General features: G+C 71.1%; 3 protein-coding genes. All 3 read left to right on the top strand.

Annotated features, from left to right (window positions below; genetic code table 11):
- The first annotated feature begins 211 nt into the window (after positions 1 to 211).
- A complete protein-coding gene (locus A9G05_RS25455) occupies positions 212 to 3,616 on the top strand; it encodes a non-ribosomal peptide synthetase (RefSeq protein WP_069563591.1) in 3,405 nt (1,134 codons plus the stop codon).
- Positions 3,617 to 3,618: 2 nt separating this feature from the next.
- Entirely contained in the window at positions 3,619 to 11,523 is a 7,905-nt protein-coding gene (locus tag A9G05_RS25460) for a non-ribosomal peptide synthetase (RefSeq protein WP_069563592.1), read from the top strand.
- Positions 11,516 to 13,017: condensation domain-containing protein (locus A9G05_RS25465; RefSeq protein WP_371850590.1), on the top strand; the 1,502-nt coding region annotated here is incomplete at its 3' end. The genes A9G05_RS25460 and A9G05_RS25465, both read left to right, overlap by 8 nt.

The raw sequence follows: 13,017 nt of genomic DNA on the forward strand, positions 1-13,017 counted from the left end.
GGGCGATTGCCAAAAGAAACTCGCCCGGCAAGGCGAAACAGAATGCTCAGGCAGTGCTCGCTAATCGGCTTGGCCTAGTGCTTGTCGAGGGCTGCAATGCCGATAGCCGGGTTTCATAAGTGGGCTTCTTCACCGGCTAAATGCAAAGCCAAATCGTTCGTTCATCTGGTATCGCGGAGCCCAGGGCTCCCTCCATCCGATCGGACGACCCATGACCACCCTCGATCAATCCCGCCTCCTGGCCCGTCGGTTCATCGACCTGCCCCCCGAAAAGCGCCACCTGTTCCTCGAAGCCCTCAAGGGCGAGCAGATGGACTTCGCCAGCTTCCCCATCCCCGATTGCAGCGGCAGCCCCAGCCGCGACCTGTTGTCCTACGCCCAACAGCGCATGTGGTTCCTCTGGCAGCTGGAGCCCACCAGCGCCGCCTACAACCTGCCCGGCGCCGTGCGCCTGCTGGGCCCGCTGGAGCGCAGCGCGCTGGACCGCGCCTTCGCCGACCTGGTGGCGCGCCATGAGTGCCTGCGCACCACCTTCCACGAGGTCGACGGCCAGGCCCTCCAGCGGGTCGGCGACGCTGCCGACGCCCAGGTGCGCCACCTGGACCTGTCCGCCCTGGCACCCGACGAACGCCTGCAGTGCACCCGCGAAGCGGTCGCCCGGGAGGCCGGCCAGCCCTTCGACCTGGAGCAGGGCCCGCTGCTGCGGGTGGTGCTGCTGCGCCTCGCCGCCGATGAACACGTGCTGCTGCTGACCATGCACCACATCATTGCCGACGGCTGGTCGATGAACATCCTCATCGAGGAGTTCATGCGCTGCCTGGACGCCCGCAGCGCCGGTGCCGAACCGCAGCTCCCGGCGTTGCCCGTGCAGTACCGCGACTACGCCCTGTGGCAGCGCAGCTGGCTGGAAGCCGGCGAGCGCGAGCGCCAGCTCGACTACTGGCGCGACCAACTGGGCGAGGAGCACCTGCCCCTCGAGCTGCCCAGCGACCGCCCGCGCCCGGCGCAGCCCAGCCATGCCGGTGCGCGCATCGAGTTCGCCCTCGAGCCGGCGCTGCACGCCGGCCTCAAGGCCCTGGCCCAGCGCCAGGGCGTGACCCTGTTCGTGGTGCTGCTGGCGGCCTTCAAGACCCTGCTGTACCGCTACAGCGGCCAGGGCGACATCCGGGTCGGCGGGCTGATCGCCAACCGCAACCGGGGCGAGGTCGAGGGCCTGATCGGCTTCTTCGTCAACACCCAGGTGCTGCGCAGCCAGCTGGATGGGTGCCTGCCGTTCGCGCAGTTGCTGCAGGACCTGCGCCTCACCGCCCTGGGTGCCCAGGCGCACCAGGAGCTGCCCTTCGACGCGCTGGCGGAGGCCCTGCAAGCCAATCGCAGCCAGAGCCAGAACCCACTGTTCCAGGTCATGTACAACCACCAGCCGCTGGTCACCGACATCCAGGGCATGCGCCTGGGCTGTGGCCTGCAGCTGGCGCACCTGGACGCCGAGCAGAGCGTCGCCGGCGCCCGCCACCATGCCGCCGCCAGCGATCTGATGCTGGAGACCCGGGAGGAGGGCGAGCGCCTGCTGGCCGCCTTCACCTACGCCACCGACCTGTTCGACGGCACCACCGTCGAGCGCATGGCCGGTCACTGGCGCAACCTGCTGCACAGCCTGGTCGCCGACCCCGGTCGCCGCCTTGGCGAACTGCAGTTGCTGGCCAGGGACGAAACCCGTCAATTGCAGGCCTGGGCCCTGCGCGCCGCTGCTCCCCAGGCAGCGGAGCCGGCCCACCTGCGCTTCCAGGCCCAGGCCGCGCGCACCCCCGAGGCCATCGCCCTGGTGCTGGCCGGCGAAGGCGTGGGCGCCCAACTGACCTACGCCGAGCTGGAACGCCGCAGCAACCGCCTGGCCCACCGCCTGGTGCAACTGGGCGTCGGCCCCGAGGTGCTGGTGGGCGTCGCCCTGGAGCGCTCCCTGGACATGGGCGTGGCCTTGCTGGCGGTGCTCAAGGCTGGCGGCGCCTACGTGCCCCTCGACCCCCAGGCGCCCGGCGAGCGCATCGCCCAGGTGTTCGACGACAGCGGCCTGCGCCTGCTGCTGACCCAGACCGCACTGCACGACACGCTGCCCCAGGTCCCGGGCATCCGGAGCCTGTGCCTGGACGCGGCGGGCAACGGGCTCGAAGACCAGCCGGAGCACGCGCCGAACGTGGCGGTGGCGCCGGGCAACCTGGCCTACGTGATCTACACCTCCGGCTCCACCGGCCGGCCCAAGGGCGTGGCCATCAGCCATGGCGCCCTGGCCGAGTTCTGCGTGCTGGCCGCCGACTACTCGCGCCTGCAGCCAGGCGACCGCGTGCTGCAGTTCGCCACCTGCAGCTTCGACGGCTTCGTCGAGCAGTTCTACCCGCCGCTGTGCGTCGGCGCCCGCGTGGTGCTGCGCGACGGCCGCCTGTGGGACAGCGCGGCCTTCCAGCAGGCCCTGGTGGCGCATGGCATCACCCTGGCCGACCTGCCCGCCGCCTACTGGCACATGCTGGTGCAGGACTACGCCCGGGGTGCCCGCCAGGACTTCGGCGCGCTGCGCCAGGTCCACGTCGGCGGCGAAGCCATGGCCGTGGACGGCCTCGACCTCTGGCGCCGTGCCGGCCTTGCCGGCGTGCGCCTGCTCAACACCTACGGCCCCACCGAAGCCACGGTGGTTTCCAGCCTCCACGACTGCAGCGAGCTGGCCTCGGCCGATGTCTCCTGGCGCGGCATCCCCATCGGCCAGGGCCTGGCCGGGCGCCGCCTGCTCATCCTCGATGGCGAGCTGCAGCCGGTGCCGGCGGGCGTCATCGGCGAGCTGTACATCGGCGGCCCGGGCCTGGCGCGGGGCTACCACGGCCAGCCGGGGCTCACCGCCCAGCGCTTCCTGCCCGACCCGCAGGTGCCCGGCGAGCGCCTCTACCGCACCGGCGACCGCGCGCGTTTCAACGCCAGCGGCGCCATCGAGTACATCGGCCGCGTCGACCACCAGGTGAAGGTGCGCGGCTTCCGCATCGAGCTGGGCGAGATCGAGATGCGCCTGCAGCAATGCCCCGGCGTGCGCGAGGCCGCCGTGCTGGCCCTGGACATGGCCAGTGGGCGGCAACTGGTCGGCTACCTGGCCACCGAGCCTGACGGCAGCGGCCCCGACGCGCAGCGCCAGCGCATCCGCGAAGCCCTGCGCGCGACCCTGCCGGACTACATGGTGCCCACGCACCTGGTGCTGCTGGAGCGCCTGCCGCTGACCCCCAGCGGCAAGCTCGACCGCAAGGCCCTGCCCGAGCCCGACCCGAGCCAGTTGCAGGCCGCCTACCGCGCGCCGGCCAGCGAGCTGGAGCTGCGCCTGGCCGGCATCTGGATGGAGGTGCTGCAGGTGCCCCGCGTCGGCCTCGACGACAGCTTCTTCGACCTGGGCGGGCACTCGCTGCTGGCGGCCCAGGTCATCGCCCGGATCAAGTCCGAGCTGGGCATCGCGCTGCCCATGCGCAGCCTGTTCGAACGCCCGCACCTGGCGGCCCTGGCCGAAGAGCTGGAGGCCCTGGGCGGCACCGCCGACGAGGACTGGGCCGACATGGAAGCGTTCATGAATTCACTGGAGGAGGTTTGAGCATGTCCCGCACCACCACGCTGCGCATTGCCGAGAAATTCATCGGCCTGCCGCTCGAACAACGCCGCCAGTTCCTCGACAAGCTGCGCCAGGACGGCAAGGACTTCGGCCTGCTGCCGATCCCGGTGAGCCGCCACGGCCAGGACGCCATCCCGCTGTCCTACGCCCAGCAGCGCCTGCTGTTCCTCTGGCAACTGGACCCCGGCAGCGCCGCCTACAACATGGCCGCCGGCCTGCGCCTGAAGGGCGAGCTGGACGAAGCCCGCCTGCAGCGCGCCTTCGATGCCCTGATCGAGCGCCACGAGGCGCTGCGCACCGTGTTCCAGGTGGACGGCGAGCAGCCGTTGCAGCGGGTGCTGCCCGCCGCGCCCCTGGCCCTGCGCCAGATCGATCTCTCCAGCAGCGATGCCCCCGAGGCCGAGCTGGCCCGCCAGGTGGACGATGAGGTGGGCCGGCCCTTCGACCTGCTGCACGGCCCGCTGCTGCGCGCCAGCCTGTTCCGTCTCGGCGAGGACGCGTGCGTGCTGGTGGTGTGCATGCACCACATCGTCTCCGACGGCTGGTCCATGGACGTGATGGTTCGCGAGTTCGTCCAGGCCTACCAGGCCGGTGCCGAGAGCCTGCCGCCGCTGCCCCTGCAGTACGCCGACTACGCCCTGTGGCAGCGCCGCTGGCTGGAGGCGGGCGAGGGCGAACGCCAATTGCAGCACTGGCGCGAGCAGCTGGGTGAGGAGCACCCGCTGCTGGAGGTGGCCCCCGACTTCCCCCGCCCGCCGGTGCAGAGCCTCCAGGGTGAGACGCTGCGGTTCGATTTCGGCACGGCGCTCTCCAGCCGTTTGCGCGAAACCGCCCGCGTCGAGGGCGTGACCCTGTTCATGCTGGCCCTGGCCGGCTATGCGCTGTTCCTCTCGCGGCATTCCGGCCAGCGCGACATCCGCATCGGCGTGCCCAACGCCAACCGCGGGCGCGAGGAGGTGGAAGGGCTGATCGGCTTCTTCGTCAACACCCAGGTGCTGCGCTGCGTCATCGATGAACGCCAGTCGCTGCGCGAACTGCTGGCCCAGGTGCGCGAGGCCACCTTCGCCGCCCAGGCCAACCAGGAGCTGCCCTTCGAGCAACTGGTGGAGGTGCTCGCGCCCGAGCGCAGCCTCGGCCACAACCCGCTGTTCCAGGCCAAGTTCAACCAGAACGTCGGCGTGCAGAAGCAGACCGCGCTGCAACTGCCGGGCCTCGTCGTCAGCGAATACCCGCTGCGCAAGGAGGGCACCCACTTCGACCTGGCCCTGGACATCACCGATGACGGCGAGCGCATCCATGGCGAGATGACCTACGCCAGCGACCTCTACCAGCGCGCCAGCATCGAAGGCTTCATCGCCTCCCTGCGGGTGCTGTTCGAAACCCTGCTGGAGCGCCCCGATGCTCCGTTGCACAGCCTGGTCGAACCCCCTGCGCCGCAGCCCGCCGCCGAGCGGCCGCAACCGGCCCTGGTGCTGCAGCGCTGGGATGAGCAGGTGCGCCGCCAGCCCGAGGCCCTGGCCGCCGTCTGCGCCGACTGCTATCTGAGCCACGCCGAACTGGACACCCAGGCCAACCGCCTGGCCCAGCACCTGCGCCGCCTTGGCGTGACCACGGGGGTGCCCGTGGCCGTGCTGATGGAGCGCTCGCTGGACTGGCTGGTGAGCCTGCTCGGCATCCTCAAGGCCGGTGGCCTGTACATGCCGCTGGACGTCAAGGCGCCCACCGAACGCCTGCAGGGCATGCTGCAGCGCAGCGGCGCGCGGGTGCTGCTGTGCGACGCGGGCGAGACGCGCCAGGCGGCACTGGCCGGCAGCGGCTGCCAGGTGCAGCCGTACCAGCCCGAACACTGGGCTGTGCTGCCCGCCGAGGCGCCTGTGCTTGCTGCGTTGCCCGAGGCACCGGCCTACGTGATCCACACCTCCGGCTCCACCGGCCAGCCCAAGGGCGTGGTGGTCAGCCACGGCGCGCTGGCCAGCTACGTCGACGGCCTGCTGCAGCGCCTGGACCTGCCGGCGGACGCCAGCCTGGCGCTGGTCTCCACCATCGCCGCCGACCTCGGCCACACCGTGCTGTTCGGCGCCCTGTGCTCCGGGCGGACGCTGCACGTGCTGCCGGAGTCCCTGGGCTTCGACCCGGATGCCTTCGCCGCCTACATGGCCGAGCAGCGCATCGGCGTGCTGAAGATCGTCCCCAGCCACCTCGGCGGCCTGCTGCAGGCCGCCAACGCGGCCGATGCGCTGCCCGAGCACGCGCTGATCGTCGGCGGCGAGGCCTGTTCCCCGGCGCTGTACCGCAAGGTGCGCCAGCTCAAGCCCGGTTGCCGCTTCATCAACCACTACGGCCCCAGCGAGACCACCGTGGGCGTGCTCACCCACGAGGTGCAGGGCGAGCTGGCCGAAGGCGCCGGCATCCCCCTGGGCGAGGCCTTGGCGGGCGTCCATGTGCAGGTGCTGGACGATGTGCTCAACCCGCAACCGGCGCGCGTCGCCGGCGAGCTGTACATCGGCGGCGCAAGCCTGGCCCAGGGCTACCTCGGCCAGGCCGCGCTCACCGCCGAGCGCTTCGTGCCCGACCCCTTCGGCGCGCCGGGTGCGCGCCTGTACCGCAGCGGCGACCGCGTGCGCCGCGATGGCGAGGGGCGGCTGCACTTCCTCGGCCGCGCCGACGACCAGGTGAAGATCCGTGGCTACCGCGTCGAGCCGGGCGAGGTCGCCCGCGTGCTGCGGGGCCTGCCCGGCGTGCACGACGCCGTGGTGCTGGCCGTGCCCCAGGGCGACGAGCCGGCGCAGTTGCAACTGATCGGCTGGTGCGTGCCCGAGGACGCCAGCCTGAGCGCCCAGGCCCTGCGCGAGCAGTTGCAGGCACGGCTGCCGGACTACCTGGTGCCGGCCCACCTGCTGCTGCTGGAGCGCCTGCCGCTGACCGCCAACGGCAAGCTGGACCGCCGCGCGCTGCCCCAGCCCGAGGTGCAGCAGAAGCGCCATGTGGCGCCGAGCACGCCGGTGGAGGAACAACTGGTGGCCATCTGGCAGGCGGTGCTCAAGCGCGAGGCCATCGGCGTCGAGGACAACTTCTTCGAGCTGGGTGGTGACTCCATCCTCAGCCTGCAGATCATCGCCCGGGCCAAGCGCCAGGGCATCAAGCTGACTCCGCGCCAATTGTTCGAGAAACAGACCATCGCCCAACTGGCCCAGGTCGCCAAGGTGGACAGCCGCCCGGCAGCCCCCCGTGCGCCAGCCCAGGTCAGCGGCGAGATGCCCCTGTTGCCGGTGCAGGCCCGTTTCTTCGAACGGGTGCAGGCCGAGCCCCATCACTACAACCAGGCGGTCATGCTGCAGCGGCGCCAGCCGCTGACTGCCCCCGTCGTCGAACAGGCCCTGGCGGTGCTGGTGGCCCAGCACGACGCCCTGCGCCTGGTCTTCCGCAAACAGGCAGACGGCTGGCGGGCAGAACACCAGGCCAGCGTGCCGGCCGGCCTGCTGTGGCAGCGCCAGGCGAGTGACGCAGCACAGTTGCAGGCCATTGCCGACGAGGCACAACGCAGCCTCGACCTGGCCAACGGGCCGCTGTTGCGCGCGGTGCTGTTCGACCTCGCCGACGGCAGCCAGCGCCTGCTGCTGGTGATCCACCACCTGGTGGTGGATGGCGTGTCCTGGCGCATCCTGCTGGAGGACCTGGAGCAGGCCTGCGCGGCGCTGCTCGCCGGCCGCACCCCGGCACCGACGGAGAAGGGCACCGCCTTCAAGGCCTGGGCCGAGCGCCTGGGCCAATGGGCCCGCGAGCCGGCCCGTGATGCCGAGCTGGCCCATTGGCAGGCGAGCCTCAGCGGCCAGGCCGATGACCTGCCGGGGGCGCGCCGCGATGCCGGGCTGCAGACGCGCCACGCCCGCACCCTGTATGGCCGCCTGGACGCCGACACCACCCGCCAACTGCTGCAACAGGCGCCCGCCGCCTACCGCACCCAGGTCAACGACCTGCTGCTCACCGCCCTGGCGCGGGTGCTGTGCCGCTGGAGCGGGCAGGGCCGTGCCCTGGTGCAACTGGAGGGTCACGGCCGCGAGGACCTGTTCGAGGGCGTCGACCTGAGCCGCACCGTCGGCTGGTTCACCAGCCTGTTCCCGGTGGCGCTGAGCCCGGCCGATGACCTGGCCGGCTCGATCAAGGCGATCAAGGAACAACTGCGCGGGGTGCCCGACCGGGGTATCGGCCATGGCGCGCTGCGCCACCTGGGCACGCCCGCGCAACGGGCCGCCCTGGCGGCGCTGCCCCAGGCTCGGGTGACCTTCAACTACCTCGGCCAGTTCGACCAGGGCTTCGGCGACGAGCGCCTGTTCGCGCCTGCCGCCGAAAGCGTTGGCGCCACCCAGTCGGCCGAGGCGCCGCTGGGCAACTGGCTGAGCGTCAACGGCCAGGTGCTGGGCGGTGAACTGGAGCTGGGCTGGACCTTCAGCCAGGAAATGTTCGACGAGCCCGCCATCGCCACACTGGCCGCCGACTACACCCGCGAGCTGACGGCGCTGGTCGGGCACTGCCTGGAGGCCCAGGCCGGCGGCGCCACCCCGTCCGACTTCCCCCTGGCGGGCCTGACCCAGGCGCAACTGGACGCGCTGCCCGTGGACCTGCGCGAGGTGGAGGACATCTACCCGCTGTCGCCCATGCAGGAAGGCCTGCTGATGCACACGCTGCTGGAGCCGGGCTCCGGCATCTACATGATGCAGTACTGCTACAGCGTCGAAACCGAGATCGACCCCGAGCGTTTCGCCCGCGCCTGGCAGGCCGTCGGCCAGCGCCACGACGCGCTGCGCACCACCTTCTCCTGGACCGTGGGTGAGCGCCTGCTGCAGATCGTCCGCCGCACCGCGCAGCCGGACGTGCAACTGCACGACTGGCGCGACGTACCGGCCGCCGAGCACGAGGCCAAGCTGCGCGAGATGCTCGCCGAGGAGCGCCGCCAGGGCTTCGACCTGCAGGGCGCGGTGCCTTTCCGCCTGCGCCTGATCCAGCTCGGCGAGCGCCGCTTCGGCTTCGTCCTGAGCAACCACCACATCCTCATCGACGCCTGGTGCCGCTCGCTGCTGGTGGACGAGTTCTTCGAGCTCTACGCCGCCCTCGGCGAAGGCCGTGAAGCGCGCCTGGCCCCGGCCTCGCGCTACGCCGACTTCATCCGCTGGCTGAAGCGCCAGGACCTGCCGGCTTCCGCGCAGTTGTGGCGCGAGCAGTTGGCCGGCTTCGAGCAACCCACCGGCCTGCCTTTCGACCGCCAGCCGCTGAAGGATGCCGGGCATTCGAGCATCGGCGACCTGCACGCCCATCTGGAGGCCCATGAGGGTCGCCAGCTTCGCGAACTCGCCCAGCGCCATCAGCTCACCGTCAACACCCTGGTCCAGGCCGCCTGGGCGCTGGTGCTGCACCGCTACAGCGGCTCCCGTGACCTGGTCTTCGGCGTGACCGTGGCCGGCCGCCCGGTGGACGTGCCGGACATGCAGCGCACCGTCGGCCTGTTCATCAACAGCATCCCCCTGCGCGTGCACCTGCCCGAGGCGGGCAGCGCCACGACGGTGAGCGGCTGGCTGCAGCAGTTGTTCGCCCTCAACCTGCGCCTGCGCGAGCACGAGCACCTGCCGCTGGTGGACATCCAGGCCTGCAGCGAGATCGGCAAGGGCCAGTCGCTGTTCGACAGCCTCTTCGTGTTCGAGAACGCGCCCATCGAGGACGGCGTGCTGACCCAGGTGGAGAACCTCAACATCAGTTCGGACTCCGGGCGCACCCACACCAACTACCCGATGACCGTGGTCATCTACCCCGGTGATGCCTTGGGCCTGCACCTGTCCTACGACCGCCGCTGGTTCGACGAGGCGACGGTCGCCGAGTTGCTGGGCGACTTCAAACGCCTGCTGCTGGCCCTGGGCGAGCACCTGGAGGCGCGTTTCGACGCCTTGCCGCTGCTCGGCACGGACGAGCGCGAGCACCTGCTGCACACCTTCAACCAGTCGGAGCGCGACTACCCGCTGGACGGCGGCTACCCGCGCCTGTTCGAGGCCCAGGCGGCGCAGCACCCGCAGCGCATCGCCGCCAGTTGCCAGGGCGAACGCTGGAGCTACGTGCGCCTGGAGGCACTGGGCAACCGCATGGCCCAGGCCCTGCTGGAGGCGGGCGTGCAGCCCGACCAGAGCGTGGCGCTGCTGGCCGAGCGCGGCCTGCCGCTGCTGGGGATGATCCTCGGCACCCTCAAGGCCGCCGCCGGTTACCTGCCGCTGGACCCGCACCTGCCGGCCCAGCGCCTGCGCCACATCCTCACCCTCAGCCGTGCGCCGGTGCTGGTGTGCACCGAGGCGTGCCTGCCGGCCCTGGCGCCGCTGCTGGCCGAGGTGGACGAGGCCGCGCGTCCGCGCCTGCTGGTGTGGGAGCAACTGCAGGACGGCCGTGCCGCTGCCGCGCCGTGCCTGGCCATCGGCCCGCGCCACCTGGCCTACGTGATCTACACCTCCGGCTCCACCGGCGCGCCCAAGGGCGTGATGGTCGAGCAGGCGGGGATGCTCAACAACCAATTGAGCAAGCTGCCCTACCTGGGCCTCGGCATGGACGACGTGATCGCCCAGACCGCGTCCCAGAGCTTCGACATCTCCGTGTGGCAGTTCCTCACCGCCGGCCTCTGCGGCGCGCGGGTGGAGATCGTCCCGGACGAGATCGCCCACGACCCCGAGGCGCTGCTGAACCACGTCAACCAGGCCGGCATCACCGTGCTGGAGAGCGTGCCCTCGCTGATCCAGGGCATGCTCGAAGCCGCGCCCATCGCGCTGCCGGGCCTGCGTTGGATGCTCACCACCGGCGAGGCGATGCCGCCGGAGCTGGCGCGCCGCTGGCTGCAGCGCTACCCGCAGATCCCGCTGGTCAACGCCTACGGCCCGGCCGAGTGCTCGGACGACGTGTCGCTGACCCGGGTGATCGAGGCGGACACCGGCAGCACCTACCTGCCCATCGGCCTGCCCACCGACAACAACCAGTTGCACGTGCTGGACGGCCAACTGGAACTGGTGTGTCCGCGCGCCGTGGGCGAGCTGTGCATCAGCGGCACCGGTGTCGGCCGGGGCTACGTCGGCGACCCGGTGCGCACCGCCCTGAGCTTCGTGCCCGACCCCTTCACCCGCGTGCCCGGGCAGCGCCTGTACCGCTCCGGCGACCTCGTGCGGCGGCGCCTGGACGGCGTGCTGGAGTACGTCGGCCGGGTGGACCATCAGGTGAAGATCCGCGGCTTCCGCATCGAGCTGGGCGAGATCGAGGCGCGCATCCGCGAACAGGAAGGCGTGCGTGACATCGCCGTGCTCGCCCAGGACCTGGCCGTGGGCCGCCACCTGGTGGCCTACCTGGTGGCCGATGCCGCCAGCTGGGGCGTGCGCGGCGACAGCGAGGACGACCAGCGGGCCATCCGCGAGGCGCTCAAGGCTGCGCTGCGGCGCCAGTTGCCGGACTACATGGTGCCGGCGCACTGGGTGCTGCTGGAGAGCATGCCGCTGAACGCCAACGGCAAGCTCGACCGCAAGGCCCTGGCGCAACTCGACATCCGCCAGTTGCTGGCGGACTACGAGGCGCCGCGCAGCGAGCTGGAGCAGCGTCTGGCCGGCATCTGGGCCGAGCTGCTGCAGGTGGAGCGGGTCGGCCTGAAGGACAACTTCTTCGAGCTGGGCGGGCACTCGCTGCTGCTGGTGCGGGTGGCCTCGCGCCTGAAGAACGAACTGGGCATCGACCTACCGATGCAGGATTTCTACACCGCCACCTCCATCGAGGAGCTGGCGGCGCTGATCGAGAAAACGAGGGAGCAGGGCGGTATGGAAGACGATTTCGACGCGATCTTCGAGGCACTGGACGAGCTGGAGGCCTGCGATGCTTAAGCAGGAATCGTCCCAGGCCCAGGTCCTGGTCGAGCGCATCAAGGGACTGGACCACGCGCGTCGCCAGGCCCTGTTCCGCAAGCTCGCGGAGAAGGGCGTCAACCTCGCCCGGCTGCCCATCGTGCCGCTCGGCGAACGCGAGGGGCTGCCGCTGTCCTACGCCCAGCAGCGCCAGTGGTTCCTCTGGCAACTGGAGCCGGACAGCGCCGCCTACAACATGCCCACGGCCCTGCGCCTGAAGGGCGAGCTGGACCTCGGCGCGTTGCAGCACAGCTTCGACGCGCTGGTGGCCCGGCACGAGCCGCTGCGCACCACCTTCGTGCTGGAGGATGGGCAGCCGCGCCAGCGCATCCACCCCCAGGGGCGGGTCGTCATCGAGCAGGAGCACCTGCCGGGCGCCGACGAGGCGCTGCTGGCCGAGGCCATCGGCCGGGAGGCGCAGCGCCCCTTCGATCTGGAGCACGGCCCGCTGTTGCGGGTGCGCCTGCTGGAACTGGGCGAGGGCGACCGGGTGCTGGTGCTGACCCAGCACCACATCGTCTCCGATGGCTGGTCGATGCAGTTGATGGTGGAAGAGCTGATCGCCATCTACCAGGGCTTCCGCCTCGGGCACGACGCCAGCCTGCCGCCGCTGGCCATCCAGTACGCCGACTACGCGGCCTGGCAGCGCCAGTGGATGGAGGCCGGCGAGCGCGAGCGCCAGCTCGCCTACTGGACCGCACAACTGGGTGGCGAGCAGCCGCTGCTGGAGCTGCCGGCCGACCGCCCGCGCCCCGCGTTGCGCAGTGCCCAGGGCGCACGCCTGAGCCTGGAGCTGGACGGCGCGCTGTTCGGCCGTCTCAAACAGTTGGCGCAGCGTGAGGGCTGCTCGCCGTTCATGCTGCTGCTGGCCTCCTTCCAGCTCCTGCTGCAGCGTTACTGCGGGCAGGGCGACATCCGCGTCGGCGTGCCGTCCGCCAACCGCAACCGTGCCGAGACCGAGCGCCTGCTGGGCTTCTTCGTCAACACCCAGGTGCTGCGTGCCCAGGTGGAGAGCGACGCCTCCTTCGTCGAGCTGCTGCAACAGACCCGCCAGACCGCCCTGGCTGCCCAGGCCCACCAGGACCTGCCGTTCGAGCAACTGGTGGACGCCCTGCAACCGGAGCGCAGCCTCAGCCACAGCCCGTTGTTCCAGGTGATGTTCAACTACCAGGTGAGCGCCGGTGAGGTGGGCGGCCTGGCCGCCGTGCTGCCGGGCCTGCGGGTGGAGCCGGTGCACTGGGCCATGCCCACCACCCAGTTCGACCTGAGCCTGGACTGCACCGAGCACCCCCGTGGCCTCAGTGCCTCGCTGATCTACGCCACCGACCTGTTCGACGCCGAGCGCATCCAGCGCATGGCGGTGCACTGGCAGAACCTGCTGGCCGCCATCGCCGAGCAGCCGCGCAGCCGCCTCGGCGACCTGCCGATGCTCACCGCCAGTGAGCGTGAGCGCGCCATCCAGGGCTGGAACCA

It is taken from the genome of Pseudomonas sp. ENNP23 (assembly GCF_001728945.1).
Classification (GTDB): domain Bacteria; phylum Pseudomonadota; class Gammaproteobacteria; order Pseudomonadales; family Pseudomonadaceae; genus Metapseudomonas; species Metapseudomonas otitidis.

Excerpts from the sequence above, each read along its gene's own strand:
- A9G05_RS25460 (WP_069563592.1), top strand. The coding sequence starts at position 3,619 with ATGTCCCGCACCACCACGCTGCGCATTGCCGAGAAATTCATCGGCCTG.
- A9G05_RS25455 (WP_069563591.1), top strand. The coding sequence starts at position 212 with ATGACCACCCTCGATCAATCCCGCCTCCTGGCCCGTCGGTTCATCGAC.